This is a genomic window from Marinifilum sp. D714 (assembly GCF_030851345.1).
Classification (GTDB): domain Bacteria; phylum Bacteroidota; class Bacteroidia; order Bacteroidales; family Marinifilaceae; genus Marinifilum.
Genome location: NZ_JALPNU010000002.1, coordinates 77,850 through 104,573, shown reverse-complemented (window position 1 = coordinate 104,573; position 26,724 = coordinate 77,850). Strand labels below are relative to the sequence as shown.

Annotated in this window: 29 protein-coding genes; 17 read left to right on the top strand and 12 right to left on the bottom strand. The window is 34.8% G+C overall.

Translation table 11 applies throughout. The features are described 5' to 3' along the window. The first annotated feature begins 170 nt into the window (after positions 1–170). Positions 171–704 carry a gamma carbonic anhydrase family protein gene (locus tag M0051_RS02350; RefSeq protein WP_306739927.1) on the top strand — a complete coding sequence of 178 codons (534 nt, stop codon included), beginning with the start codon at positions 171–173 and terminating at the stop codon, positions 702–704. A 49-nt stretch (positions 705–753) separates the two neighbouring features. Here the strand turns inward: M0051_RS02350 and murI are convergent, their stop codons facing one another. From murI to M0051_RS02310, 8 genes are all read right to left on the bottom strand, one after another. Beyond that, positions 754–1,581, bottom strand: coding sequence for a glutamate racemase (murI, locus tag M0051_RS02345; protein WP_306739926.1), 828 nt, complete (start codon positions 1,579–1,581; stop codon positions 754–756). 90 nt (positions 1,582–1,671) lie between these two features. Then, entirely contained in the window at positions 1,672–2,187 is a 516-nt protein-coding gene (locus M0051_RS02340; protein WP_306739925.1) for an OmpH family outer membrane protein, read from the bottom strand. Between the two features lie 29 nt (positions 2,188–2,216). Then, positions 2,217–2,738 carry an OmpH family outer membrane protein gene (locus M0051_RS02335; protein WP_306739924.1) on the bottom strand — a complete coding sequence of 174 codons (522 nt, stop codon included), beginning with the start codon at positions 2,736–2,738 and terminating at the stop codon, positions 2,217–2,219. A gap of 75 nt (positions 2,739–2,813) precedes the next feature. Beyond that, positions 2,814–5,327, bottom strand: a complete 2,514-nt coding sequence (bamA, locus tag M0051_RS02330; protein WP_306739923.1) for an outer membrane protein assembly factor BamA — start codon at positions 5,325–5,327, stop codon at positions 2,814–2,816. 24 nt (positions 5,328–5,351) lie between these two features. Further along, positions 5,352–6,098 carry an isoprenyl transferase gene (locus tag M0051_RS02325; protein WP_306739922.1) on the bottom strand — a complete coding sequence of 249 codons (747 nt, stop codon included), beginning with the start codon at positions 6,096–6,098 and terminating at the stop codon, positions 5,352–5,354. 3 nt (positions 6,099–6,101) lie between these two features. Continuing rightward, positions 6,102–6,767, bottom strand: a complete 666-nt coding sequence (locus M0051_RS02320; RefSeq protein ID WP_306739921.1) for a DUF6089 family protein — start codon at positions 6,765–6,767, stop codon at positions 6,102–6,104. Positions 6,768–6,975: 208 nt separating this feature from the next. Further along, on the bottom strand, positions 6,976–7,860 hold the full coding sequence (locus M0051_RS02315; protein ID WP_306739920.1) for an NAD kinase: 885 nt from the start codon (positions 7,858–7,860) through the stop codon (positions 6,976–6,978). A 121-nt stretch (positions 7,861–7,981) separates the two neighbouring features. Further along, complete coding sequence (locus M0051_RS02310) at positions 7,982–8,647, bottom strand: CBS domain-containing protein (RefSeq protein ID WP_306739919.1); 666 nt, start codon at positions 8,645–8,647, stop codon at positions 7,982–7,984. A gap of 106 nt (positions 8,648–8,753) precedes the next feature. On the opposite strand from M0051_RS02310, the gene M0051_RS02305 reads away from it, so the two are divergent. Next, a complete protein-coding gene (locus M0051_RS02305) occupies positions 8,754–9,467 on the top strand; it encodes a pyridoxine 5'-phosphate synthase (RefSeq protein ID WP_306739918.1) in 714 nt (237 codons plus the stop codon). A gap of 83 nt (positions 9,468–9,550) precedes the next feature. Further along, the gene (locus M0051_RS02300; protein WP_306739917.1) at positions 9,551–10,360 is read left to right on the top strand and encodes an alpha/beta fold hydrolase; all 810 of its coding nucleotides are present in this window, start codon (positions 9,551–9,553) and stop codon (positions 10,358–10,360) included. A gap of 155 nt (positions 10,361–10,515) precedes the next feature. On the opposite strand, the gene M0051_RS02295 is transcribed toward M0051_RS02300, so the two are convergent. The 3 genes from M0051_RS02295 to udk form a co-directional block, all read right to left on the bottom strand. Then, entirely contained in the window at positions 10,516–11,625 is a 1,110-nt protein-coding gene (locus M0051_RS02295) for a hypothetical protein (protein WP_306739916.1), read from the bottom strand. A gap of 89 nt (positions 11,626–11,714) precedes the next feature. Continuing rightward, complete coding sequence (locus tag M0051_RS02290) at positions 11,715–12,437, bottom strand: 3'-5' exonuclease (protein ID WP_306739915.1); 723 nt, start codon at positions 12,435–12,437, stop codon at positions 11,715–11,717. Between the two features lie 83 nt (positions 12,438–12,520). Beyond that, positions 12,521–13,138, bottom strand: coding sequence for a uridine kinase (gene udk / locus M0051_RS02285; RefSeq protein ID WP_306739914.1), 618 nt, complete (start codon positions 13,136–13,138; stop codon positions 12,521–12,523). Positions 13,139–13,227: 89 nt separating this feature from the next. On the opposite strand from udk, the gene M0051_RS02280 reads away from it, so the two are divergent. The 14 genes from M0051_RS02280 to M0051_RS02215 all read left to right on the top strand — a co-directional run bounded on the left by M0051_RS02280 (position 13,228) and on the right by M0051_RS02215 (position 25,155). Beyond that, complete coding sequence (locus M0051_RS02280) at positions 13,228–13,530, top strand: Dabb family protein (protein ID WP_306739913.1); 303 nt, start codon at positions 13,228–13,230, stop codon at positions 13,528–13,530. A gap of 50 nt (positions 13,531–13,580) precedes the next feature. After that, on the top strand, positions 13,581–14,561 hold the full coding sequence (locus M0051_RS02275; RefSeq protein ID WP_306739912.1) for a type I phosphomannose isomerase catalytic subunit: 981 nt from the start codon (positions 13,581–13,583) through the stop codon (positions 14,559–14,561). A 131-nt stretch (positions 14,562–14,692) separates the two neighbouring features. Continuing rightward, positions 14,693–15,295, top strand: coding sequence for a ribosome biogenesis GTP-binding protein YihA/YsxC (gene yihA, locus M0051_RS02270; protein WP_306739911.1), 603 nt, complete (start codon positions 14,693–14,695; stop codon positions 15,293–15,295). A 201-nt stretch (positions 15,296–15,496) separates the two neighbouring features. Beyond that, a complete protein-coding gene (locus tag M0051_RS02265) occupies positions 15,497–16,417 on the top strand; it encodes a ribose-phosphate pyrophosphokinase (RefSeq protein WP_373568298.1) in 921 nt (306 codons plus the stop codon). A gap of 116 nt (positions 16,418–16,533) precedes the next feature. Next, positions 16,534–17,112, top strand: a complete 579-nt coding sequence (locus M0051_RS02260) for a 50S ribosomal protein L25/general stress protein Ctc (RefSeq protein WP_306739908.1) — start codon at positions 16,534–16,536, stop codon at positions 17,110–17,112. Positions 17,113–17,572: 460 nt separating this feature from the next. Then, positions 17,573–18,148, top strand: coding sequence for an aminoacyl-tRNA hydrolase (pth, locus tag M0051_RS02255; protein ID WP_306739907.1), 576 nt, complete (start codon positions 17,573–17,575; stop codon positions 18,146–18,148). Between the two features lie 10 nt (positions 18,149–18,158). Then, the gene (locus tag M0051_RS02250; RefSeq protein ID WP_306739906.1) at positions 18,159–18,536 is read left to right on the top strand and encodes an RNA-binding S4 domain-containing protein; all 378 of its coding nucleotides are present in this window, start codon (positions 18,159–18,161) and stop codon (positions 18,534–18,536) included. A 70-nt stretch (positions 18,537–18,606) separates the two neighbouring features. Then, positions 18,607–19,146, top strand: coding sequence for a DUF4924 family protein (locus M0051_RS02245; RefSeq protein ID WP_306739905.1), 540 nt, complete (start codon positions 18,607–18,609; stop codon positions 19,144–19,146). Between the two features lie 21 nt (positions 19,147–19,167). Further along, a complete protein-coding gene (locus M0051_RS02240) occupies positions 19,168–20,034 on the top strand; it encodes a DMT family transporter (RefSeq protein WP_306739904.1) in 867 nt (288 codons plus the stop codon). Between the two features lie 2 nt (positions 20,035–20,036). Further along, positions 20,037–21,560, top strand: coding sequence for an apolipoprotein N-acyltransferase (lnt, locus tag M0051_RS02235; protein ID WP_306739903.1), 1,524 nt, complete (start codon positions 20,037–20,039; stop codon positions 21,558–21,560). A 48-nt stretch (positions 21,561–21,608) separates the two neighbouring features. Further along, entirely contained in the window at positions 21,609–22,652 is a 1,044-nt protein-coding gene (locus M0051_RS02230; protein WP_306739902.1) for a hypothetical protein, read from the top strand. Positions 22,653–23,067: 415 nt separating this feature from the next. Beyond that, the gene (locus M0051_RS02225) at positions 23,068–23,637 is read left to right on the top strand and encodes a hypothetical protein (protein WP_306739901.1); all 570 of its coding nucleotides are present in this window, start codon (positions 23,068–23,070) and stop codon (positions 23,635–23,637) included. A 148-nt stretch (positions 23,638–23,785) separates the two neighbouring features. Then, positions 23,786–24,745, top strand: coding sequence for a DUF4269 domain-containing protein (locus tag M0051_RS02220; RefSeq protein ID WP_306739900.1), 960 nt, complete (start codon positions 23,786–23,788; stop codon positions 24,743–24,745). 113 nt (positions 24,746–24,858) lie between these two features. Further along, positions 24,859–25,155 carry a two-CW domain-containing protein gene (locus M0051_RS02215; RefSeq protein ID WP_306739898.1) on the top strand — a complete coding sequence of 99 codons (297 nt, stop codon included), beginning with the start codon at positions 24,859–24,861 and terminating at the stop codon, positions 25,153–25,155. A 154-nt stretch (positions 25,156–25,309) separates the two neighbouring features. Here the strand turns inward: M0051_RS02215 and M0051_RS02210 are convergent, their stop codons facing one another. Beyond that, positions 25,310–26,701 (bottom strand): NAD(P)/FAD-dependent oxidoreductase, encoded by a 1,392-nt coding sequence (locus tag M0051_RS02210; RefSeq protein ID WP_306739897.1) that lies wholly within the window; start codon positions 26,699–26,701, stop codon positions 25,310–25,312. Between the last annotated feature and the right edge of the window lie 23 nt (positions 26,702–26,724).

Genomic DNA, 26,724 nt, shown 5'->3' with positions numbered 1-26,724 from the left:
ATCAACAACTATTTGCACCTAAATAGATAACAATTCCTAAACAAACTAGCAGTTTGATATTCAATACAGTTAACGTTATCGTTTGCATAACTTTTTTTACAACATACTCTTGCTTTAAGTATCAGATCTAATTTTGATTATCTTTGTATTTATAATCAAACTAAATAAGAATGGCTATTATTAGAGATTTAAACGGAAAATCACCAAAGTTTGGTGAAAACTGCTTCCTAGCTGAAAATGCAGCTATCATAGGAAATGTAGAAATGGGAGACGATTGTAGTATTTGGTATAGTGCTGTTCTTCGCGGAGATGTTCATTACATTAAGCTTGGCAACAATGTAAATGTTCAAGATAATGCTACCATACATGCTACATATAAAAAGTCACCAACCAATATTGGAAATAATGTTTCTATTGCACACAATGCAGTTGTTCATGGCTGTACCATTAAAGACAATGTACTAATTGGCATGGGAGCCGTTGTTTTAGATGACGCAGTAATTGAAAGTAATTCAATTATCGCTGCAGGATCAGTTGTAACAAAAGGAACTCACGTAGAATCAGGTAGCGTTTATGCAGGCTCTCCTGCAAAAAAAATAAAAGAGATCAGCCCAGAACTTCTAGAAGGTGAAATTAATAGAATAGCAAATAGTTACGCTATGTACGCAAGCTGGTATCAGACTGATGAAGAAAAAATTAAATAGTAGAGACTATTAAAAAAATAGCCTTCAAAAACATGAAGGCTATTCTTATTTAATAAGATATATGGCTTGCTTTTAAAGTAAGATTTAAAAATCTACTTGCCTTTTCCTCAAAACTATCAACAAATTCCGTGGTAAAGAACTCTCTTTCGGAATTTTTAGAACATCTCATATCCATTTCAGGGTGTCTCACAAGGTAGTCTTTCAAACTTTTGGCTACAATTTCTCCTTGGGAAATTAGTTTTATATTATCAGGAAGAAATTTTCGGATTTCCTCCCTCAATAAAGGGTAATGTGTACAACCTAAAATTATTGTATCAATTTCTGGATCTTTTCTTAAAAGATTTTCGATATTCTTTTTAATGAAAAATTGACCTCCTTCCGATTGAAACTCATTATTTTCAACCAAGGGAACCCACATTGGACAAGCTTCTTGATTCACCTTAATATCCGGGAACAGTTTTTTAATTTCCAGAGGATATGAATTTGAACGTACAGTTCCAACTGTTCCCAACACACCGACATGCTTCGATTGAGTTAACAATCCAATCTCCTCAACACTTGGTCTTATAACACCTAGCACACGTTTATTAGGATTAATCTTTGGAAGATCTCTCTGTTGAATTGTGCGGAGCGCCTTTGCTGAAGCAGTATTACATGCTAATATCACCAATTCGCACCCCATAGAGAACAACTGTTCTACCGCCTGCAATGTATAATCGTATACTACATCATACGATCTGGTTCCATAAGGACTTCGTGCATTATCTCCCAAGTAGATAAAATCATATTCTGGCAATTCTTTTAAAAATTCATTTAAAATACTTAAACCTCCATATCCGGAATCAAAAACACCTATCGCTTGCTTATTATTATTCATGCAATTAATTTTTACTACCTCACGATTGGTAAAAATAAAAAAGGTGGTATTAAAATACCACCTTTATTTATAATATCTTAATAAGAATATCTATTGCAGACCCAATTTAGCTTTTACCAATGGCATAACATCAATACTATTGTCTGAATTAAACAAGATAACACCAGTACTGATATCTAAGATATAAGTGAAACCATTTTCAGCTCCAACATCTTTAATTGCTTTAGATGCTTTGTCAAAAATTGGCTTCAACAATTCATTCTGCGTTTTCTGCAGTTCCTGTTGTGCAAAACCATCAAAAGTTTGCATACGGTTTTGAAGTTCTTGAATTTCCTTTTCCTTGATTGCTCTAACTGCATCAGTTAAAGTTTCTCTATCTGCAATATATGCTTGAGCTAATTTTTGATACTCAGCTTTCATGTCCTGAATTTGCTTATCGTATTCTTCAGCTTTTGCTTGAATTTGCTTTTGAGCTTGCTCTTTTTCTGGCATTATAGACAATAATTCATTTGAATTAATATGTCCTAATTTTACAGTTTGTGCAAATAAGTTAGCTCCTGTAAGAAGGAAAGTGGCTACTAATGTTACTTTTAAAAATTGTCTCATAGTATACTCAGTTAGTTTTTATTTGATATTTATTTAGTTCTTATACCCAATTTATACAGCACCTTATCACTTAAATCAAATTTTGCATTGCTGTATATGATTGTTGGCCCATTAGCACGATCAATAATCATACCATAACTTCCAGACTTCGCTATCTCCTTGATTGCCTCATAGATATCGTCTTGAATAGGCTTCATTAATTCTTGTCTTTTTTTATAGAGCTCTCCATTTCGACCAAAGTATTTTTGCTGCAATTTTTGAGCTAATACTTCTTTATCATGAATTTCCTTCTCTCTTTTTGTTCTCATTTCTGATGAAAGAAAAACCTCATCTGCTCTAAACTTTGCATGTAATTCTTTAATTTCAGTCGCAATACTTTCAATTTCATTTTGCCATTTTTTGGAAAATTGATCTAATTGCTCCTGTGCATTCTTATAATCAGGTATCTTATTCAAAATATATTCTGTATCGACAAATCCATAGCGCTGTTGAGAGTATACATCTCCTAAACAAACTACTAATACTATTATCAATAAGATTATTCTTTTCATATTAAAACCTTTTACAAACAAACTCTAAATTAAGCTAAATTAAACGAGTAGTCAATACTCAATTCTTAAAATATGTTAAAATTGTTGACCAATAACAAAATGGAACTGACTACCGTTTTGTCCTGGTAAATTAGCTTCATCAAAACCATAAGCCCAATCTATTCCCAAAAGACCAAACATTGGCAAGAATATTCTTAATCCAACACCAGCAGATCGTTTTAAGTTGAATGGCTGAAAATCTTCAAAATCATACCAAGAGTTACCTGCCTCTGCAAATGCCAATGCATAAATGGTTGCTGATTGACTTAAAGACAATGGGTATCTAACCTCAGCAGTAAGCTTAGAGTAAACATTACCACCTAAACGTCTACCATCATTTTTAATTGGTGTAAGAGACCCATTTTCATAACCTCTAACTCCAATATTATCGCTACCATACATACTATAACCCGACATTCCATCACCCCCAACTTCGAAACCTTCGAATGGTGATCTCTTGTGTTTGTCGTAATATCCTAAATAACCAAACTCCGCGCCTGTATAAAGCACTAATTTGTCATTTTTAGGAAGTAAACCATTATACATCTTGCCTTTAAATACCCATTTGTGGTATTCAATCCACTTGTACTTTTCATCTTCATCCGCTCTCTCATAGTCTAAATCCTCAAACAAAGAGTAAGGAGGTGTAAATTTCAAACTTAAAGAGAAAGAAGACCCTCTACGCGTGTATAATGGATTATCAATAGAGCTTCTTGATAATGTAGTGGTGAAACTAAAGTTGTTAGAAGTTCCATCCGATATCAAATAATAAGCCCAATTCTTTAGTCTAAAATTCTGATAACTTACCTCGTTGTATAAAGAGAAATAGTCGTCTGGCCATTTTAATCGACGAGCTAACCCAACACTAGCTCCGAAAATCTTTTGACTTTGTCCTGTGTCAAATCGATCAGAGCCTTGTGAGTAGTAATATGCATTACGATTAAACCCAGTCTGCTGCGAATAGTAAATTGAAGTGCTTAATGAGGTAGGTTTTTTTCCACCCAACCAAGGCTCGGTAAACGACAAACTATATGAGTTATAATAAGATCCATTTGTTTGAGCACGAATACTTAATGTTTGACCATCACCTGTAGGGAGGGGACTCCAAGCTTCTTTGTTAAAAATATTACGAATAGAGAAATTTGAGAATCGTAATCCGACTGTACCGATAATCATACCAGCTCCCCAACCTCCTGAAAGCTCAATTTGATCATTCGCTTTTTCGGCCAATTCATATGTAATATCAACCGTTCCACTTTCTGGATGCGGTTTTATATCAGGGTTAATTGCCTCTGGATCGAAATGACCAAGCTGTGCCAATTCTCGAACCGAACGAATAATATCAGACTTACTAAACAATTCTCCAGGGTAAGTATACAACTCTCTTCGAGCAACATGTTCGTGAGTTTTTGTATTACCTACAATGTTAACGCGATCAATCGTAGCTTGTTTCCCTTCAACCATTCGCATTTCGATATTAATCGAATCTTGTCCAATTACCCTTTCAACAGGATTTACATTAAAAAATAGATATCCATTATCCAAATACAAATTACTTACAGCATCATCATCTTCTCTTAAGCGCTCATTTAAGTATGTTTGGTTGTATACATCACCTTGTTTAACCTTTAGCACTCTATCCAAATCATAGCTAGTATAAACCGTATTCCCAACCCAGGTAATATCATTAAAGAAATACTGATTTCCTTCTTTTAACTTTAAATACAGATTAACTCTATCATCAGAAACCTGTTCAATACTATCCGAAATGATAATCGCGTCTCTATAACCTTCTTCATTATATTTTGTTATCAAGCCAATCTTATCTTCGTACCATTTTTCTTCAATGTACTTGGATGATTTAAAGAAATTTCTTAATCGCTTTTCTTTAGATCCCTTAATCGCTTTCTTTACCTTTTTATCAGAAAGAGCACCATTACCTTCAATAAAGATATTCTTAATCTTAATCTTATTATTTCTATCCATATTGATATCCAAAATCACACTATTTGCTTCATTTGGATCATCTCTCTGTAGAACATTCACATCTACATTATAGAACCCTTTTTCTTTGAAATAGTTACCAACAATTGTATTAATGTTTGAGATCATATAATCGGTAACTTGGGTTCCTTTCTGCAACTTCAACCTTTCCTTAATTTTATTGGTCTCACTTTTCGAGGTACCATTATAATTAACTTCAGATAATCTAGGTCTCTCTTGCAGATGAATATTTAAATAAATCTTCTTATCAATTAACTTTGTTGCTGTAATCTGAATATCAGAAAACAAACCTTGTTTATACAGCTTATTAACTGCCTTAGTAACCTTATCTCCTGGCACTTCTAGCTGAGATCCAACACGCAATCCTGATATTTGCACGAGCACGTTAGTTTCCAAGTGTTTTACTCCTGAAACTGTGACCCCACCCAATTCGTAAATTTTAGGGGAAGTGTAGTAAAGAGCTGGATTGTAAATCGTATCGGTTTCCTGCGCTATGGCAGTAAAACTTATAAAAAGGGTTAAAATAAAAGTTAATCGTTTAATCATTACTTAGCTTATAATGGTTAATTCTTAATTATCTGTTAACTGTTCACTTGTTTTACCAAACCTACGTTCCCTGTTTTGATAATTATACAAAGCTTTGTACAATTCCTCCTTATCAAAATCAGGCCAAAACAATTCAGTAAAATACAATTCGGCATAAGCCAATTGCCATAACAAGAAATTACTAATTCTTGTTTCACCACTGGTTCTGATCATTAACTCTGGATCAGGAATACCTGCAGTTGTCAAGTGATTTTCAAAAATTGAATCATTTATATCTTCTGAAGACATTTGGCCATCAGCCACTTTATCTGCAATCAACTTAACCGCATTCACAATTTCCCACCTTGAACTGTAACTCAAGGCCAAAACCAAAGTCAATCCTGTATTTACCGATGTTGTATTGATGGTACCATTCAATTTTTCTCTTACCTCAACTGGCAAACTATCAAGATTCCCAATGGCCTTTAATCGAACATTGTTCTTCATTAAAGTTGGAGTTTCGTTCTCAATAGCCTCAACCAATAAAGACATCAAACCAAGAACTTCATCTTGTGGGCGATTCCAATTTTCAGTTGAGAATGCATAAAGGGTTAGGTAAGAAATTCCTAATTCTGCGGCTCCTTCGACAGTTTGTCTTACCGCTTCAACGCCATTCTGATGACCTACAATTCTATGTTCGCCACGCATTTTTGCCCAACGACCATTACCATCCATGATTATTGCCAAATGAGAAGGCAACTTTTCTTTTATAATCTTTTCTTTGAATGACATATATTACTTAACAAATCGACCGTATGAATGACATTCTTCATTATCTGGAAATAGTTTATAACTAAACATGATTCCAAAGAAGGATGCCCAATCGTTATTGTGCATTAAATTGCTTTTGTTTAAACTATGAGGATCATCCAGGTGATCCAAATTATCGGTGAATGTTTTCCTAAAACTCCACTCTAAGGCCGCAGTCCATCTTCCTCCCAGGTTATATTTAAACCCTGCCCCCATTGGGATGGTAAAGGATGACTCGGTACTACTTGGTGCTATATAGCCTACTCCTGCCGTCACATAGGGAACCAACTTTTTGGTTCTCGATTTTCCCGGTGACCAAAATGGTTGAAAATTAAATTCTGCCTGCAAAGACAAATCAACCACATCAGTATCAAAAGAAGCACCTCTATTTCTCTGATATTGATTCTTAAAGTCAATATCTTCTCCTTTTAATCCAGAAAACAACATACTTGCTCTTAAAGAATATCTGGTATTAAAGTTGTACCGATAAATTCCACCAATAGCAACAGAACTTGAATAAAAATGATAGGTTTTATTGATATCTCCCATGTAATAGGCTGCTCCTCCAAAAAAACCTAATTCTGCTTTGGTTTGTGAAAATGCCGAATTACAAGCGACAAAAAAAAGTATACCAAAAATCAGTCTGCGCATAAAAACAAGTTTGTTTTTCACCTGTAAAATTGATTTGAGAGCATCGCATATCGCTTTTATGCCCTATTGAAACAGGATCTATTCTCCCAAATTTCATTCACAAGCTACAAAAGTAACATATAATCTTAAAAATCCTTATTTCAGGGGTAAAATATAATGCCTATCGAGTTAAATTTTGTTAAAATGAAAAACAGTATCACTTAGATTATTAATTACGTTTATCAACGCCCCACATTAGCTTATTGCGCAAGGTTCCGTAAAAGCTGTGAGTTTTCAATTTTAAAACTCTAATTTTAAAATCTGATTTTTTTATTTTAAGTTCAATTGAAGAGTCAAATGTACACGAACGAGAATCCAAGGAAGCTAAATAGCTATCACTTCTTCCCTCTACCTTCAGAGTAATTTCATGATAATTTGGCACCACAATAGGGCGAACCGTTAAGTTATGGGGCGAAATCGGAGAAATTATAAAATTCTGGGTATTCGGTATAAGAATAGGCCCCCCTACACTTAATGAGTATGCAGTCGAACCTGTTGGGGTCGCGATAATTAAACCATCGGCCCAATAAGAGTTCAAATACTCATTATTCAGATAGGTATGAATGGTAATCATTGAAGCTGTATCGGTTTTATGCACAGTAAACTCATTGAGTGCATAATTGAATTCAGGAAATAAACCATTTTTTGAGGTTTCCAATTGAAGCAAACTCCTTTCTTCAATGGTATAATTCCTCTCAAAAATGTCCGATAACGCCTGAGGAATTTCATCCTGCGCAATATCTGCCATAAATCCCAGTCTTCCACTGTTGATCCCCACAATTGGAATTCCAGAATCCCGAACAATCGTTACCGCTTCAAGAAAAGTTCCATCTCCTCCAATAGAGAAAACAAAATCTACATCTTTATTCAAATCATCACACCCCTTATAATAGCCATTAACAGGTGGTTTAAAATTGATTTCACGAATTAAAAAATCGTAAAATGGTTCGTATATGTCTACCTCCACATTGCGTTTGGCAAACTCGTCGAACATGAGTTTAAAGCTATCGGTAAAACTTTCATTAAAAAGTCGACCAAAAAGAGCTATTTTCATCTAATTTGTGTTTGTTTTATTGATTTTCACAGACAATTTCACACATAAAAGCATTCTATGTCTGTAAAAGCAAATATAAAAGTTTCTCTTGTTCGGGAAACTTAATTCAATAAAGATTTAATCAGATATTCAGAAATCGCATGAAAGAATTGTAACGATCTTCCAACATATCCTTCATATCATCTTCACGCACATAAGTAGTTTTTATCGTATAATCGTAACGCAAAAATGTTTGAATTATTGAGGTTAAATTGCTACGATTTATTTTTATGGTAAGTTCTATTTTCCTGGAATCAGTCGCAGATTTTACATACAGACTTAATATTTTAGCATCATTACTCTCAACAATTCTTGAAATCTCGCTAAGAGAATAATCAATAGAATTAAGCTCCAACACAATAATTCCTCCTGGTTCTCTCACAGAAAAAATCCTTTCGATATACTGCATTAAATCATTAAGGGTAATCAATCCTACATACGTTTTTTCGTCTTCCAAAACTGGAATTACGGTAAGTTTAAGTCGAGATATAATTTCAATAACATCATATATATGGTGATTTTCCATTACATATGGACTAAACAAAGACAGCTTCTGTTTTCCTATTGGCTCCTCTGCCTGATTTAGATCGTAAATATCATTATCCGAAATTAAGCCCAAAAACTCATCTCCTTTCACAATTGGCAAATGAGATACTCGGAAAATCTCCATCCAGTTTAGTGCCTGAATACCAGTATCCGTTTCCCTTAAAACAGGAACTACATCAGAAATTAAATCTTTTGCGATCATAAATAGTTTTTCTAGGAATTACTTTTATTTTTGCCGATAGGTAAATGAGTTACGATTTTTAAACTGCGCTTACCTTACATTTTAATCAATTTAAGATTCTATTAAAATGACTAGACTTAGTGTAAATATAAACAAAATTGCGACATTACGAAATGCCCGCGGCGGCAATACTCCTAATGTTTGCGAAGCAGCAATTAACTGCGAACGTTTTGGTGCTGAAGGAATTACTGTTCATCCACGTCCAGACGAAAGACACATTCGCTATCAAGATGTTAGAGATTTAAAACCATTGGTAACTACCGAATTTAATATTGAAGGATATCCTTCGCAAGATTTTATCGATTTAGTTCTTGAAGTAAAACCAGAGCAAGTAACTTTGGTTCCTGATCCTCCAGAAGCCATTACTTCAAATGCTGGTTGGGATACAGTAAAGAACAAGGATCTTTTAATTGAAATTATTTCTCAATTTAAAGCTGCTGGAATCAGAACTTCTATTTTTGTTGATACCAACTTAGACAATGTTGAAGGTGCAGTAGCTACAGGAACCGATCGTATTGAATTGTACACAGAGCCTTACGCTACTGAATATCCTGATGATAAAGAAGCAGCTATTCGACCATTCGTAACTGCAGCAAAAAGAGCTCACGAGTTAGGTCTTGAGATTAATGCCGGTCACGATTTAAGTTTGGAAAATCTTCAATATTTCTATCAGGAAATTCCAAATTTGGCCGAAGTTTCAATTGGTCATGCTCTAATTTCTGATGCATTGTACTTTGGATTAGAAAATACAGTACAGATGTATAAAAAATGTCTTAAATAATATTTCCAAGATATATTTTTAGAAGGGTGCCAACATGGTACCCTTTCTTTTTGCAATTTAAAGATCTGTTATATCTTTACTTTATGAAGTTGAATTATAGAAAAATCGGAAAAGGTTATCCATTAATCATTGTTCATGGATTATATGGCTCCTCGGATAACTGGTTGAGTGTTGCCAAAGAATTGAGCGACAATTTCGAAGTATATATTTTAGATCAAAGAAATCATGGTGCATCGCCTCATTCCGATTCGCATACCTACGAAAATCTTAAAGAAGATTTACTGGAGTTTATGGATGATCACAAAATTGAAAAGGCAAGCCTTCTTGGTCATTCAATGGGTGGAAAAACCGTAATGTTTTTTGCTGCAGATTATCCTGAAAGGGTAAATAATTTAATCGTAGCCGATATTGCACCAAAAAACTACACGAAGATTTCTGATTACGCTCCACAAACAATCGATCATGAAAATATTGTTTCGGCAATGTTGAACTTTGATTTATCTAATTATAATAGTAGAACGGAAATCGATCAAAAGTTATCTGAAAGTATTTCTAGCGAGCGGGTACGACAATTTCTTCTCAAAAATTTAAAACGAAACGATAACAAAGAATTTGTTTGGAAACTAAACATCAAAACCATCAGTGAATATTTACCACAAATTATGGATGGCATGGATAAGGAGAAGTTTCAGAAAGGGAAAGGAATTACAGGTTTTCCTGTTCTATTTATAAAAGGTGAAAACTCCAATTACATTACCGATGACGATCATCAGCTGATTCGAACCATTTTTCCTTATGCCGAGATCACCTCAATTCCTAAGGCTGGTCACTGGGTTCATGCAGAACAACCTAAACTACTTGTGAAAACAATTGAGTATTTTGTATTGGATTAATTTTTTGATGAGCTCTTCCGTTATTGGGGCACGTCAATTATTTTTCGATAAACCCGTACGCTGCCGGAAGAATTTATTTGTCAAAGAAGTATAAGAGTCTAAAAATAAAAAACTCCGCTAATAGCGGAGTCTTCATATTTACAGTCTTTTTTATTCTACCAAACACCTGCCTTGAACACGTATCTGGTAACCGCCTGAATATTTATCTCTTTATTCGAGCTATTATCTGGATGAATATCATCTTCATATTTAAATCCAGAAATTTTAACGTAGTAATCTTCTCCTACTTCCAATTCAGATAAGGCTTCTAATTCATTGGCAGTTGAAGCATCTATTACAATTTCCTTCTCCTCACCTGCACTTGCAGTTTGTCTGGTACTTCTAAATTTTGGCAGGTATTCATTTTTATTCTTGTCCAAAATTTCAATATAATAGTAAATGTTATCCTCATCAATTGCTTTCCAGTTGATGGTTACAGTACCGCTCTGACTTGCATGCGTTGCTGTAGTGGAAAAATTATTCAAAGCTTTAATTCCTGATTCGTAAAGCTGATCTTCCAATTTATAATTCTCTCCATCAGCCTTAACCACAAATTTCACAGTTTGATTTCCCGCAAAATTCTTAATATAAGCTTCACGATCCGATTCTTTAAGGTAATAAACCGTCGCTCCTTTAAAGTCTGTAAACGCCTCTAAATCGAAACTTGTTGATTCATCAGGCAAAACCTTTACCTGGCTTAATTGACCACCATAAACGGCATACTCCATTTTATAGTCAGATTCATATGATCCATTAACCAACCTCAACTCATTCACTACATAGGCATCGGCTGTAATATCATTAATCGCATCAATATCCGTATAAAACTCTCTAGAACCATTTGAACTGTTAAGTTTTAAATAATTACTTTTTGAGTTTGATTGAATAAACCATTCCTGACGATTATTTGGAGCGATTGATTCATCTTCAATTATCAATTGGTTATCTATTAACGACCACTCTCCAACTACCTTGTCACGACGTCCACTAAACTCTTGTTTTTTCAATATATTCCCGCCTTCAAATCTATAAACAATAAGCGCATCATCACGCTTGTAATCACCCGATAAAAAAGGGTTGGCATACCAATATTTATTGGTCAGGTCAGATGGTTTGAATTCAAATTCTTCCTCATCGCCACCACTACTTCCACCACATGAACACAATGAAAGAGTCCCCAATAGAGCTAAGGCAAATGATAGTTTTTTATAAATTGAATGATTCATTCTATTAATATTTTTCAGGTTTAAATTATTACTTCTTTAGAATTGTTAAACACGAAAGAAGTTAAATTATTGTACAATAACAAAGATTATTACAACAATACTCTTTCAAAATTTTCTTCCGGAATCAAATCTTCCCCTTGATATCGTAAAAACAGTTGGGCAGTTGCCAGAATATCCTTCTCACAATAAATTGCAATTCGTTCCAAATCTCCATCTTTCCAATACACGTCTCCCACCATCGACCCATCAATATCATCTTTTGGTGTAGGAATATTAAATACCTCGCAAAGTAAAGCCAGTGAAGTATAATGTTTGTAATCACCAAATTTCCACAGTTCCATAGTGTCTATAAACTGCACTTCCCAAGGCTTTTTCCCAGCAATATCCAAAATATCTGGCAAGGCTATTCCATTAATGAGCATCCGTCGGGCGATATACGGAAAATCGAATTCTTTCCCATTATGCGCACAAAGATTTCTGTATGGCTTACTGCAAAATCGAGTGAGCATATCTGCAAATTCTTCAAGCAACAATCGCTCATCATCTCCATAAAAAGACTTCGCAACAAATTTGCGTCCGCCTTCTTTGTACGTGATCATCCCTGTTGATATGCATACAATTTTTCCAAACTCTGCATATATTCCAGCTCGTTGATAAACATCAGCAGCTGATTCCTCTTCTTTTCTAAAGTAGTTGGATTTCTTTTCCCATAAATCCTGAAGTTTTGGCGATAATTGCTCAAAATCTTCAGTTCCTGAAACAGTCTCTATATCAACAAAAAGCAAACTGTCCGCTTTGATTTTATTAAGCATAGCAATGATTTATCATAAACAAAGTCAAAAGTTATAAAAAAAGGAGACTCAAACAAAGTCTCCTTTAAATATCTTATTAACAATTATAGTTTTACAATTAAATTCTTCTCAATAAAATGGGTAAGAATATTAATGGCAACTACATTATTTCCTCCTTGAGGAACAATAATGTCTGCATATCTTTTTGATGGTTCAATAAATTGCAAATGCATTGGTTTTACCGTTTTTTCATAACGATCCAACACTTTATTTACCGATCTTCCTCTTTCAACAATATCTCTTTTGATCACACGATTTAATCGATCATCTGCATCGCAATCAACAAATATTTTCAAATCCATTAAATCACGAAGTTCTGGTTGTGTTAAAGCCAAAATCCCTTCAACAATCACCACTTCTTTAGGTTCTACCTTAATGGTTTCATCAGAACGCAAACAGGTTAGGTAAGAATAAATCGGTTGATCAATCGCTTCTCCATTCTTAAGTTTTTTAATGTGCTCCACCAACAACTCAAATTCAACCGATCGTGGATGATCAAAATTTATTTCCTGACGCTCTTCAAGCGGCATATCAGCATTATCTCTATAGTAAGAATCCTGTGGCAATACAGCCACTTCACCCTGTGGCAGTTTCTCTATTATTTTTCTGACAACTGTAGTTTTTCCCGATCCGGTACCTCCTGCAATTCCAATAATCAACATGTTGTATGATATTTAGATGTTTGCTGCAAAATTGATACTTTTGCAATAATTCGGCAAGCAAATTACTAATTATTTAAAAAAGAATTGAAATGATCAAACACATTGCAATGTTTAAGTTCAAGGCTTTCGAGTCGGAAGAGAAGGAGAAAGCTTATCAGGAGAAATTAGTAAACGCATTTGACGGTTTAGAGAATAAAATTCCCGAAATCAAATTTCTACAAATCGGCTTCGATCAATTAAAATCAGATGCTTCATATGATTTTATTGTTAATGTTGACATTGAAAATCTGGATGCCTTATCGGTATATGCTCAACATCCAGACCATGTTAAAGCAGCTGAAGTGATTAAAGAAATGGCAATTGACCGAAAAGTTATTGATTACGAATTTTAGTAATCCCAAAAGCCACATAAACATCAATCAAATTATTTAATTGTACAAAAATGAGTTTGTATCCTTTAAAATTTCAGCCAATCCTAAAAGATAAAATTTGGGGTGGCAGCAAATTAAAAACAGTTTTAAACAAAGACTTTTCTCCTCTTCCAAACGCTGGAGAAAGTTGGGAAATATCGGGAGTTGAAGGAGATATTTCTGTTGTGAGCAATGGTAATCTTGCAGGCAATAATCTAGAGGAGCTTATTGAAGTTTATATGGGCGACCTGGTGGGTGATAAAGTATATGACCAATTTGGAATGGAATTTCCATTGTTGATTAAATTTATCGATGCCAATGATGTACTATCAATTCAAGTGCACCCAGATGATGAACTCTCGAAAGAGAGACACAATGCCTTTGGAAAAACCGAAATGTGGTATGTGATTGAAGCCGATAAAGGATCTGAATTAATCGTAGGTTTCAACCAGGAAGTTGATAAGGCAAAGTATGTTTCCAAATTGGAAGAAGGCAAACTGGAGGAAATCCTAAACAACGAACCAGTTAAAAAAGGAAGTTGTTTCTTTATTCCTGCAGGTAGAGTTCATGCCATTGGAAAAGGTATTTTATTGGCCGAAATCCAACAAACTTCTGATGTTACCTATCGTATGTACGATTGGAACAGAACCGATGATCAAGGAAATCCAAGAGAATTGCATACTGAATTGGCTGTTGATGCTATCGACTATAGTTTTGAGAAAAAATACAGAACTGATTACGAAACAGAAATCAACAAGACTCAAGAATTGGTGCGTTGTCCATACTTTACAACCAACACACTTGAGTTCGATAAGCAAATCGAAAAAGATTATTCTCAATTAGACTCATTTGTAATTTACATGTGTTTGGATGGTAATTTTACCATCGAAAGTGAAGATGGAATTACTACAGAAGTTGCCAAAGGTGAAACTGTTTTAATTCCTGCAGCACTCGAAAATGTTATTCTATTCCCTAAGGGAAAAACTGAAATTCTTGAAGTTTACATCAAGTAAAACTCATTAAATAAAAATGGCCTCTTCTCTGCTAAATGGAGAAGAGGTTTTTTATTTTATTGAAACAAGAATGAATTTATTTCGGAAAATTTAAGAATCTGTATACCTTTGCGCACGAAAACGGAGAACCAATGAATATTACTGCAGCAGAATTCGTAATGTCTAACTCGGATGTTAAAAAATGTCCCAAGCCAGATAAGCCAGAGTATGCCTTTATAGGGCGTTCGAATGTTGGAAAATCATCATTAATCAATATGATTACCAACAATAAAAATCTGGCAAAAACATCTTCGAAACCAGGTAAAACACAGTTAGTAAATCATTTCTTAATAAATAAGGAGTGGTATTTGGTAGATTTACCAGGATACGGATTCGCAAAAGTTGCAAAAAACACGAAACAGCGTTTCTCAAGATTAATATTTAAATACATCGAGAGCAGACCAAATTTGGTAAACCTTTTTGTACTCGTTGATTCGCGTCATGAGCCTCAGTCAAAGGATACTGAATTTATGGAGTGGCTGGGTATTAACGGAATTCCTTTTTCAATCATCTTTACCAAAGCTGACAAACTAACAAAACGAAAACTTGGTGAAAGCATTGAAACTTATAAAAAAGTAATGCTTGAAACATGGGAAGAAATGCCCCCATATTTTATTAGTTCATCATCTAATGGTTTAGGCAAAGATGAAATTTTAAATTATATCGAAGAAACAATTAAGATGACACGGGAATAATACCGTAAAATAAATTCAAGGAAGATCTCTGCTAAAGATATCTTCTTTTTATTTTAAATAGGTGTAAACCCTATAGAAATCAATTGGTCAAAATATTTGCTGTTAAAGGATTTAATTCATTTTTTTGCAGCAATAATTTTTAAATTTGCACAATAAAACATATCTGATTTATAAACAAATAATACTTTAATGAAAGCCCCGATTAAAATCTTTGCTGGCTCGAACAGCGAACACCTAGCTGCTAAAATTGCAGAAGCTGCAGGTTTAAGTGTTGGAGAGTCTAGCATTATTAGATTCAGTGATGGAGAATTTGAAACTGCTTACGAAGAAACAGTTCGTGGAGCTCATGTTTTTATCGTTCAGTCAACTTATCCTCCGACAGATAATTTGATGGAACTTCTATTGATGATTGATGCTGCAAAAAGAGCTTCGGCTTACAAAGTATGTGCAGTTATTCCTTACTTTGGTTTTGCTCGTCAGGATAGAAAAGATCGCCCAAGAGTAGCAATTGGAGCTAAATTGGTGGCAAACCTATTAATGGCTGCAGGTGTTGACCGTGTGATGACAATGGATTTACATGCAGATCAAATTCAGGGATTCTTTGATGTTCCAGTTGATCACCTTTATGGTTCATCAGTTCTTCTTCCATATGTAGAAGAATTAAAGCTTGATAATCTTGTAGTTGCTTCTCCTGATATGGGTGGTAGTAAAAGAGCACATGCGTATGCGAAATATTTGCATGCTGACATGGCGATTTGTCACAAAAGAAGAGAAAAAGCTAATGTTGTAGGTGAAATGACAGCGATTGGTGAAGTTAATGGAAAAAATGTTGTGATTGTTGATGATATGATCGATACAGCAGGAACAATTACCAAAGCCGCTGATATGTTGAAAGAAAAAGGAGCAAAAAGTGTTAGAGCAATTGCTTCTCACGCTGTTCTTTCAGGTCCTGCTTACGAAAGAATCGAAAATTCCTCATTGGAAGAGGTGATTTTTACCAACTCAATTCCATTAAAAGAAGAATCTGGCAAGATTAAATCATTAAGTATTGCTGATATTTTCGCAAAAACAATATTGAATGTTTACAATTGCGAATCAATCAGTTCCAATTTTATTTTATAATTATTATCTTTGCGCCGATTTTAGGTAAAATTATTATAAACGTGTGATGGGATATCAATTGAACCTTTTTACCGGGTGACGATATTGGTATTGAGTAGCACAATAATTATTTTCAAATGAGAACATTAGAATTAAAAGGTTCTTTAAGAACTGACTTAGGAAAAAAAGCGACTAAAGCTTTACGTAGAGAAGAAATGGTTCCTTGTGAATTGTACGGTGGTGAAGAAAACATCCACTTTGCAGTTAGCGAGAAAGACATCAACAAATTGCTTTACACTCCAGAAACTTTCATCGTAAAATTCGATATCGAAGGAAAAGAGTTAACAGCAGTATTGAGAGAAGTTCAATTCCACGCTACTACTGATAAAGCTATCCACGCTGATTTTTACGAAGTATTCGAAGACAAAGCTTTCGAAGTTCAGATTCCAATTAAGGTTGAAGGATTCGCGAAAGGTGTTCAGGCCGGTGGTAAATTGGCAGTTAACTTGAGAAAACTAAAAGTTAAAGGTTTAATGAAAGATCTTCCTGAATTCTTACCTATCAATGTAACTGACTTAGGTCTTGGTAAGAGTACTCAGATTAGAGAACTTGCTTTCGATAACCTAGAATTATTGAATGCTAAAAATGCCGTAGTTGTACAAGTTAAGCTTACAAGAGCTGCTCGTGCTGCTGCTCAGGCTGCTGCTGCAGAATAATTTATTCTCAGATAAAAAATATAACCTCCCTACCTTTAAGGTTTGGGAGGTTTTTTATAAACCTGAGTTTGGTTAAAAATATTATCACAGTTTGCACTGGTTTTGAGTAGAAATTTTCTCAAATTTTCAAAGGAATATCGAGATATTTCAAGGGGATTTGAGGGAATTTATGCCAAAAGCAGTCAAATTCTTTGAAAAAGTCAGCTTCATCCAATCTTCACATTAAAAACTCTTTAAAATATCCCGATATTCTTTCAGATTTTTTAATGCAAATCTTAAATAAATCTGACTTTCCGTGATGGATATTTTTAATCGAACTCAGGTTTTAAGCTTAATTCTGATATCGAACACATCCATAGATTTAAACAATTATTCTAACTTTGGATTTGTTATGATACAGTTCCTGAAAAAATTATTGAGGAAAAAAAATTCCTCCTATAGGGATAAAAAATTTGATCCAATGAAATATCTGGTTGTGGGTTTAGGAAATATTGGTGCAGAATATCACAACACCCGACACAATATTGGTTTTAGCATTTTGGATGCACTTGCAGAAACTGCAAAAATTGAATTTAAAGATGCTCGTTACGGAGCAATGTGCGAATATAAATTTAAAGGCAGAACCTATATTCTTGTAAAACCAAGCACTTACATGAATCTCAGTGGGAAAGCTGTTAATTACTGGTTACAGAAAGAGAAAATTCCAGTTGAAAACATGATGGTCCTGGTAGATGATCTTGCCTTGCCATTTGGAACTTTGCGTTTAAGACCAAAAGGTAGTGATGCTGGGCACAATGGGTTGAAGCACATCAATGCAACTTTAGGCCATCAAAACTATGCCCGCCTTCGCTTTGGCATTGGCGATGATTTTCACAAAGGACAGCAAGTAGACTATGTTTTGGGAAAATGGACCGAAGAAGAATCCGAAAAACTACCTGACCTATACAAAATCTGTATCAACATGATCAAAGGAATGAGTACAATTGGAATTCAAAGAACCATGACGGCATATAACACCAAGAAAAAAGGGAAATAGACTACAAGACATGGACGATAAGGTAAGAGTTGACAAATGGATGTGGGCAGTTCGAATTTTTAAAACCCGCAGTATGGCCGCCGAAGCTTGTAAAAAAGGAAAGGTAAGCATAGATGGTGTTACAATTAAGCCTTCGAGAGAAGTAAAATTGAACGAAAAAATCGACATTCGCGTTCCTCCCATTATTCGAAGTTATCGTGTTAAAGCAATATCTGGCAAAAGAATGTCGGCTAAATTGGCAGTTGATTTTGTAGAGGACATTACCGCACAAGACCAATTGGATTTGCTAAATGCAACCAAAACCTATGGTTTCGAACAACGCCAAAGAGGAGCAGGTCGTCCTACAAAATTAGAACGAAGATTGATAGATAAATTGAAAAAAGGATAATAATACAATGAACAGTGAGCAGTAATAACTGTTGACTGATAACTGTTAATTGTTAACTGATAACCGTATCATGATCATAGCACAGGAAAAAAGAAAAACGAACTTGGCCGAGTACATTTTATACATGTGGCAAGTTGAAGATATTTTAAGAGCTTATAAATTCGACATCGAAGCTGTTGATAAAAACATCATTTCTCAGTTCAAACAAGATGATGAAAAGCATCAGGAAATTAGAGCCTGGTACGAAAACTTGATTGAAATGATGAAAATTGAAAAAGTGGAAGAACGTGGACATTTACAAATCCTAAAAAACAATGTAAATGAACTATTCGATTTTCACTTACACCTTTTGAATAACAAAAAGGACACCGCTTACATTGGATTATTCGAAAAAGCAGCTGGTAACATTGCTGAATTTCGCCAAAAATCTCAAGCAAAAGAAGAAAATAACGACATTGAAGTTTGTCTTACTGCTTTATATGGCATTTTAATGCTAAAACTTCAACAAAAAGAAATCTCGAAAGAAACGATTGCTGCTGTTACAACTTTTAGCCAGTTAATCTCAGATTTAACTGCCAAGTACAAAGCTTTCGAAGAAGAAAAGGAATAGTATAAAGTCTCTTAAATACTTATGGAAGGATCAAACAAAAAAAGCAACTGGCTTTTACTCTTATTGGTATCATTCATTTGGGGTAGCCCATATATTTTAAGGGAAATTGCCTTAGAAAGTTTTAGCCACGATCAGGTTGCTGCCTTTCAGGTTTTCCTGTCTTTTTTACTGTTTCTTCCATTAATATTTAAGAATTTTAAAAAGCTTGGTAAGGATAATATCATTCCTTTGATATTATCGGGATTGACTGGTAACATTGGTCCCTCCTACTTTTTTGCCAAAGCTCAAACCTTAATCAGCTCCTCAATTGCTGGTATGCTAACTGCCATGCTGCCAACAATCACTTTGTTAATGGCAATCCTATTATTTAAAAACAAAACCAACATAAAAATAATCGGAGGTATTTTACTTGGTTTCACAGGAACATTAATCATCATCTTTTCCGGTGAGTCTCATGGAACAACCCATTTACTGGGGATTTTCTATGTTTTTATGGCAATGGTTTCGGTTGCTACCAGTATTAACATTATAAGCTTTGCCTTACCAAAACTTACAGGTACCGAAATTGCATCTTTGGCATTCCTTTTTGTTGGACCTATGGCAGGTTCTTATTTGGCATTTACAGATCTCAGCGCACCATTGGCAGCTGAAAATTTTACCAACAGTGCTTTAATGCTTACCCTATTGGCCTTACTAACTTTTGCAGGAGTAATATTTTACAATCGCCTCATTAAACAATCGTCGCACGTTTTTGCAGCTTCCATTGCCTATCTTATTCCCATAGTGGCAATTTTCTGGGGAATTGTAATCGGAGGAGATCAAATTTCATTGGCACAAATCGCATCAATTATCATTATCTTAGTGGGAGTTAACCTAACACACCGATAATTGTGAATAAAAACATTCTTCTTGCCTTAAGTTCAGGAATTCTTCTTGGAATTCCGTTTTGTATACCATCACTTTTTTTCCTGATACTATTTGCATGGATTCCATTACTGTTTCTGGAAGAAAGGCTTAAAAAGCATCACAATCCATATTTACTTTTCAACTACACATTTCTAAGTATTACAGTTTGGAATGCAATGGCTTATTGGTGGGTGGCACAAGCACATATTTTAGGAGTTACTCTCATCATTTTAATAAATTCAATGCTGCTTGCGCTGATATTTTGGTTGATCAGTAAAGCAAGGCAGACCATGCGAATTTCAATACTTATTCCATTTCTGATTATTTGGCTAGGTTTTGAATATTTTCATACACAGTGGGATTTGGCCTGGCCTTGGTTAAACCTGGGCAATGCGTTCGCCTCTGCTCCTGCATGGATACAATGGTATGAATACACTGGTACCAGAGGTGGTAGTTTGTGGATCATCCTCATCAACTTCTGCATCTTTGAAATCATCCGACGAGAAAAGGACTTTCGCTATTCGCAAGTATTCATTTTATTGATCTTATTTGGAATCCCTCTTCTATATTCTTCCATTAAAAATGACATCAATCCTGAAAACATATCAGACAATCGAACATTTGCATTAATTCAACCCAATCTCGACCCTTATACCGAGAAGTTTGTTCCCGAAAATCAAGCAATCCATTTTAACAAATTTATTGGATTGACTGATTCTATTTGTAAAGCATTACAGCCTGATTATCTGTTTGGACCAGAAACGTTAATTCTTCAGGCAATTAATGAAAAGCAGCCCAATTCTTCAGTTTATTATCAACAACTTGTCAACTTAAAAGAGAAATATCCAAAAACAAATTTTCTGATTGGAGTTCACAGTAAGATTGATGATGAATCATTCAACTCAGCACTTTTAATCAGCGATTCTATTCCTCAGTTCTACCACAAAACCAAATTGGTTCCCATGTTTGAGAGAATTCCTTTCGATAAATACCTGGGATTCTTAGATAAATATTCTCTTGAATTAGGTGGTTACAATGGAACCTACAGCAGTAGAAATGAAACGGATTACTTTATGGCCGATTCAACTGCAATTGTGCCTGTGGTTTGTTTCGAATCTATTTTTGGTGACTACTGTGCAAGACGTATTCCTGAAACAGCTGGATTTATTTGCATGATTACCAACGATGGCTGGTGGAAAAATACTCCTGGTTATCTGCATCATTTTAACTTTAGCCGCATTAGAGCCATTGAAAATCGTCGCGATTATATTCGCGTTGCAAACAATGGAATTTCTGCTCATATCAACTCTAAAGGCACGATAATTGCTAAAACAAGTTGGTGGAACAAAACAATACTTAGCGGAAATCTGAGTTTATTAAGTGCTAAAACTTTCTATTCTGAGCATGGAGATTACATTGGTCGAACTTGCCTGTTTTTTGCCATTCTTCTCTTAATCTTTGTTAAAATTCGTACTTATACGCATCGATTATCAGGCAGAAAGTTTTAATTCCATTAATTTTGAATGAACTATTAAAAAACTAAAATTTCACACAATATGTATCGATTATTACTTGCCTTACTTACGGTTTGCATGATGAGCGGGACGCTTAGCGCAGCAAAACACAAGAAAATTGAAAAGACATTCAAGTCTGTTGAGAACCTAAAAATAGATGCCCATTACGGAAAAGTCCAGATTAAGAATTGGGATAAAGATGAAATTCATTTCGAAGTTCTAATCGCGGTTGACGGATCAAAAGAAGATAAAAATGCTACCATGGTTGAGAACATCAATATCGATTTTACTGAGGGAGGTCAGCAGTTGGTAGCTCAAACGGTTTTGGGAGATTTCTTTTCCCTCAGGAAATTAACCAACTCATTGTTCAACAAGGGTAAAATTAAAATTTCGTACACAGTGCAAATGCCTGCTTCTGTAAATCTTGAAATCATTCAGAAAGATGGTGATGTATTTCTGGACGATCACAATGCCAAGTTTACCTTGGATCAAAATGGTGGAAACTTCACCGCTAATAGCTTAAATGGCAACAACAGTTTAAAGTTTTCTAATGTAAATGCAAAAATCAATCAGCTTGCAATCACAGAATTGGATGCTACTGGTTCTGAAATTAAAATTGAGAATGCTGATAAAATCTCGGGAGAAAGCCGCGATTCTGAATACAACATTCAGGTAATCGACAACCTAAACATTAAATCGGCACGCGATAAATTTGATGTAAAAGAGATTGAAACACTATACGGTACTTCGAACTTTACCAAATTTGAAATTGCTCAATTGGGTGACGAAATTGACTACGAATTAAAATTCGGTCACATCAATGTTTTCAACATTAACAACATGTTCTCTTTCATTAAGCTAGATTCTAAATATGGCCATATTGGATTAAGCTTTATGGAAGGTTGCAACATCGATTACGAAATCAATCACAAGTCGGTGAAGTTCGACAACTCGAATGATTTTACTTTAAAGAACGAAGAAACTGCAGATAAAAACACTTACGTTGCAAAAGGAAAAGTTGGCTCTAAGAAATCAATCTCGAAATTGAATATTCGCGCCAACAATTGCAAGATGAGATTAGAGTAATACTTTCTACTTAAAATACAAACGACCAATTCCTATAGGGGTTGGTCGTTTTTTATACTATCTGATTTACACAATAAACCTTAAACAAAACATTTTAACTCGTAAAAAGGGAATCAATTTGTAGCTTATATGAACGAATAAGTAGCAAGAATGAACGTGTAAGTAGGAAGAATGAATGGAAAAGTAACAAGAATGAATGAGTAAGTAAGAAGAATGAATGGATATGTAGCTAAAATGAAAGTCTCTAATCTTGTGTAAATCCTTTTACATAATGAGTGAGAATTCTACTAATCTATCCTCAAGCTGGTTCTCTATTTTGGCATGCTTTTCTCTTCTAAATTATCATTTTTAACATCTTTTAAGTCCTGCAGCAAGCTCCTTTTTATTATATTCAAGCGAATTAAAACAAAACAACATGAAACGATTATTTGCAATAACAATACTATCTCTGCTTTTAAGCAGTGCATTTGCACAGAAAAACCTAAAGAGTACTTTCGAGAAAGATTTAATCAGTTATACCACTGCTTTTAACAACAAACAATGGGATGTTGTAACTGAAATGATGTATCCTCGAATCTTTGAGATGATGAGCAAGGACAATATGATCATGGTCATGCAAGGAATGGACAATATGGGTGTTAAAATGACTACCGATTTTAAATCCATCAACAGAATTTCTGATGTTGTTGAATCGGGTAACGAGAAATATTGTAAGATTCATTACTATGGTATCGTTAAGGTGAGACTTTCAGGCTTAATGTCGCAAGGATCAGCATTGGTTCAACCTAAATTCGAACAAGAATTTGGTAAAGAAAATGTGAAGTACAACGAGGAAAGTAATTCATTTACCATTAAGGCTCATAGATCTATGGTTGCCATTGCCAATAAAAAATCCAGCGATTGGAAATACATCGATATCAATTCGCCACAAGCCAAAGGATTACAAAATTTGATTCCCGAACATGTGAAGAGGCAGTTGAGGTAAGAGTCTTACCTCATCCCGATAAACCATTTTAAAGGAGCTTTATTCTGCAGAAATTATACTTTAAGAAATATTGAACTATTGGAATATATACAGATTTCAATTATATTAGAATTACACGAAAGAAATACAAGAACAACAAAAACACACTATGAAAATATACTTCTCAGGATCGATCCGAGGCGGACAAGAGGACGCTGAAATCTACAAACAGATTATCGATGAATTAAAAAAATATGGTAATGTGCTAACAGAGCATATTGGCTCTAAAGTTCAGGATACCAATTTATCAGATGAAGAAATTCACGACCGAGATTTAAAATGGGTAATGGAAGCTGATGTGGTGGTAGCAGAGGTAACCACTCCTTCGCTTGGAGTTGGCTACGAAATTGGTCGCGCAGCCGAATTCAATAAACCAATTATCTGTTTGTATCGAAAGAATGATAAAAAACAGGTTTCTGCAATGATAGCAGGTTGCTCCCAAGTAAAAAATTTCGAGTATTCAAAAGTTGAGGATACCAAACAAATACTCGCTGAACAGTTTCGCGACATCAATAAAGATTGGAGAAATATCAATTATTTAAAAGATGGATCACCAATTCAGATAAAAGCCTATAATTGCCTGAACAAACTTGGAATTTTAGATTCTTTGGCAGAATACAATCCTACTTTAACAGGTACTATTCCAATTGGCATATCAGTAAAAGAAAGTGATTTGGATATTGCCTGTAGGTTTTTTGATGCTGACCGTTTTGAACGTGTTGTGGAATCAATTTACGGAAAACAAAAAGATTTTAAAATTGAGCAAAAAGAAAAAGCTGGTTATTGGGTAGTAGTTGCCAAGTTTAATTACGAAGGTTTCGATATCGAAATTTTTGGTTCAGCATATCCGGTTGTAGCGCAGAATTCTTATCGACACATGTTGATTGAGGATCGCATTTTAAAACTTTTAGGTGAAGATTTTAATAAAGAAGTGGTAAAATTGAAAGAAACAGGTGTTAAAACTGAACCCGCTTTTGCTAATCTGCTAAATCTGGAAGGTGATCCTTTTTATGAGCTATTGAAGCTTGAATCCTATAGTGATGGTGAAATCAAAAAACTTTGGAAGTAAAAGTTCAAATTCTTAGACGAGAGATTGTTTTACCCTAAAATAAGTATACTCTATCAAATTGATATTAGAGTTAATGCAAGGATATTTATTTTTGATCGGGGGAATAGTAGAAGATGGCAAAATTAAATTGTTGGGAATATTTTGAGTGTGGAAGAGAAATTGGAGGTGTTAATACCAATGAATTAGGTATTTGTCCTGCGAGTACATCAATTGCAAACTCTGGTATAAATAATGGCACTAACGCTGGAAGAAGTTGTTGGACTATTGAAGGCACATTATGCAATAAAAGTATTCAAGGAGAAATTGAAGAAAAGCTTTTAGGATGCATAAACTGCAGCTTTTTTAAAATGGTTGACAATGAAGAAAGTCGTGCTTTTATCTTATTAAATAAGGAACTTGTGAAAAAGTAAAAGGAATATTTAAGTTTTGTTGTATAATTTTTCCAGAGCTTGTGAAATTACTTTGCAGCACTATATGCAACTTATCTTTTCCAATCCAAATAAACTTGAAAAAACAGCTTGGCTGCATTAGCAGCCAAGCTGTTAGTTATATGCTGTATTTAATTTAGAGCTGTTTAAGCAACTCTCTTGCAATTACTACTCCATTTACCGAAGCTTGCATTAAACCGCGTGTAATACCAGCCCCATCACCTCCAAGGTAAAGATTCTTCACCGATGTTGATTGGAAGCTTTCGTCCACTTTCGTGATATTGCTATAGAATTTTACTTCCACCCCATACAATAACGTTTCATCAGAAGCCAAACCTGGTGTTACTTTATCCAAAGCATAAATCATCTCCTCGATATCCTTTAGGATACGATGTGGCAATACCAAACTCAAATCACCTGGCACGGCATCTTTCAAAGTTGGAATAATATTATTTCGATACAATCGATTGGAGGTCGTTCTGCGTCCGCGAACCAAGTCGCCAAATCTTTGTACCAAAATTTGGTTATTGGTTAGCATGTTTGCCAACCTGGCAATGTGCTTACCATATTCAATTGGTGCTTTAAAAGGTTCGGTAAACTTCTGCGATACCAATAGTGCGAAGTTGGTATTATCACTCTTCAGGTCTTTGTAGCTGTGTCCGTTTACAACTGCTAAATCTCCATCGTAATACTCCGAAGAAACAAATCCACCTGGATTACTACAGAAAGTTCTCACCTTATCATCAAAAGTTTGGGTGTAGTGAATTAGCTTAGCCTCGTAAAAATTCTCATTAATATCCTGCATGATTTCGTTTCTACATTCAACACGAACACCTATATCAACAACACCAACCTCGGTAGAAATACTTTCTTTGCTACATTCTTTCATCAGCCAATCAGCCCCCTCTCTACCAACCGAAACCATTACCAAATCGGCATAATAGCTTCCTTTTCCATTCTTAACTCCTTGGATTTTATCTCCTTCAAGAATTAAGCTTTCCACAGCACAATTAAACTGTACCTCAACTCCCTTTGATGTTACATACTCGTACAAACGCTTGTACAAATCCTGTGCTTTTTCGGTTCCCAAGTGACGAACCGGACAGTGAACCAATTTTAAATTCGATTCAATGGCTTTGCGACGAATATTCTCCATAGCAGGAGTTAATTTCTCACCATGAATATCAGTAGCTGCACCAAATTCCAGATAAATCTTATCTGTATAAGCAATTAGATCAATGGTTTCTTCAACTCCCAAATAATCAGGAAGAGTTCCACCCACTTCGTGCGATAAAGACAATTTTCCATCAGAGAATGCACCTGCACCTGCCCAACCTGTAGTAATGCTACAAGGTTTACAGTGCACACATGTTCCACCATTGGTGTGTTTCGGACAAGATCTTTTGTCCATTCCTCTTCCCTTTTCAAGGATTAAGATTTTTAAGTCGTCTCGATTTTTTACTAATTCGTAAGCACAAAAAATACCGGCTGGACCGGCTCCGACAATAATCACATCGTATTTTTCCATACGTAATTTAAATTTTAAAAGAT

Bases quoted from the DNA above. Each gene is read 5' to 3' on its own strand.
- M0051_RS02290 (WP_306739915.1), bottom strand. From the start codon at position 12,437: ATGCTTAATAAAATCAAAGCGGACAGTTTGCTTTTTGTTGATATAGAG.
- M0051_RS02260 (WP_306739908.1), top strand. From the start codon at position 16,534: ATGAGAACATTAGAATTAAAAGGTTCTTTAAGAACTGACTTAGGAAAA.
- M0051_RS02210 (WP_306739897.1), bottom strand. From the start codon at position 26,701: ATGGAAAAATACGATGTGATTATTGTCGGAGCCGGTCCAGCCGGTATT.
- bamA (WP_306739923.1), bottom strand. From the start codon at position 5,327: ATGATTAAACGATTAACTTTTATTTTAACCCTTTTTATAAGTTTTACT.
- M0051_RS02315 (WP_306739920.1), bottom strand. From the start codon at position 7,860: ATGAAAATAGCTCTTTTTGGTCGACTTTTTAATGAAAGTTTTACCGAT.
- M0051_RS02335 (WP_306739924.1), bottom strand. From the start codon at position 2,738: ATGAAAAGAATAATCTTATTGATAATAGTATTAGTAGTTTGTTTAGGA.
- yihA (WP_306739911.1), top strand. From the start codon at position 14,693: ATGAATATTACTGCAGCAGAATTCGTAATGTCTAACTCGGATGTTAAA.
- M0051_RS02325 (WP_306739922.1), bottom strand. From the start codon at position 6,098: ATGTCATTCAAAGAAAAGATTATAAAAGAAAAGTTGCCTTCTCATTTG.
- M0051_RS02310 (WP_306739919.1), bottom strand. From the start codon at position 8,647: ATGATCGCAAAAGATTTAATTTCTGATGTAGTTCCTGTTTTAAGGGAA.
- M0051_RS02280 (WP_306739913.1), top strand. From the start codon at position 13,228: ATGATCAAACACATTGCAATGTTTAAGTTCAAGGCTTTCGAGTCGGAA.
- M0051_RS02275 (WP_306739912.1), top strand. From the start codon at position 13,581: ATGAGTTTGTATCCTTTAAAATTTCAGCCAATCCTAAAAGATAAAATT.
- M0051_RS02220 (WP_306739900.1), top strand. From the start codon at position 23,786: ATGAAAATATACTTCTCAGGATCGATCCGAGGCGGACAAGAGGACGCT.
- M0051_RS02225 (WP_306739901.1), top strand. From the start codon at position 23,068: ATGAAACGATTATTTGCAATAACAATACTATCTCTGCTTTTAAGCAGT.
- pth (WP_306739907.1), top strand. From the start codon at position 17,573: ATGAAATATCTGGTTGTGGGTTTAGGAAATATTGGTGCAGAATATCAC.
- M0051_RS02240 (WP_306739904.1), top strand. From the start codon at position 19,168: ATGGAAGGATCAAACAAAAAAAGCAACTGGCTTTTACTCTTATTGGTA.
- M0051_RS02340 (WP_306739925.1), bottom strand. From the start codon at position 2,187: ATGAGACAATTTTTAAAAGTAACATTAGTAGCCACTTTCCTTCTTACA.
- M0051_RS02350 (WP_306739927.1), top strand. From the start codon at position 171: ATGGCTATTATTAGAGATTTAAACGGAAAATCACCAAAGTTTGGTGAA.
- M0051_RS02300 (WP_306739917.1), top strand. From the start codon at position 9,551: ATGAAGTTGAATTATAGAAAAATCGGAAAAGGTTATCCATTAATCATT.
- M0051_RS02245 (WP_306739905.1), top strand. From the start codon at position 18,607: ATGATCATAGCACAGGAAAAAAGAAAAACGAACTTGGCCGAGTACATT.
- M0051_RS02230 (WP_306739902.1), top strand. From the start codon at position 21,609: ATGTATCGATTATTACTTGCCTTACTTACGGTTTGCATGATGAGCGGG.
- M0051_RS02295 (WP_306739916.1), bottom strand. From the start codon at position 11,625: ATGAATCATTCAATTTATAAAAAACTATCATTTGCCTTAGCTCTATTG.
- M0051_RS02305 (WP_306739918.1), top strand. From the start codon at position 8,754: ATGACTAGACTTAGTGTAAATATAAACAAAATTGCGACATTACGAAAT.
- M0051_RS02250 (WP_306739906.1), top strand. From the start codon at position 18,159: ATGGACGATAAGGTAAGAGTTGACAAATGGATGTGGGCAGTTCGAATT.
- M0051_RS02215 (WP_306739898.1), top strand. From the start codon at position 24,859: ATGGCAAAATTAAATTGTTGGGAATATTTTGAGTGTGGAAGAGAAATT.
- udk (WP_306739914.1), bottom strand. From the start codon at position 13,138: ATGTTGATTATTGGAATTGCAGGAGGTACCGGATCGGGAAAAACTACA.
- M0051_RS02320 (WP_306739921.1), bottom strand. From the start codon at position 6,767: ATGCGCAGACTGATTTTTGGTATACTTTTTTTTGTCGCTTGTAATTCG.
- murI (WP_306739926.1), bottom strand. From the start codon at position 1,581: ATGAATAATAATAAGCAAGCGATAGGTGTTTTTGATTCCGGATATGGA.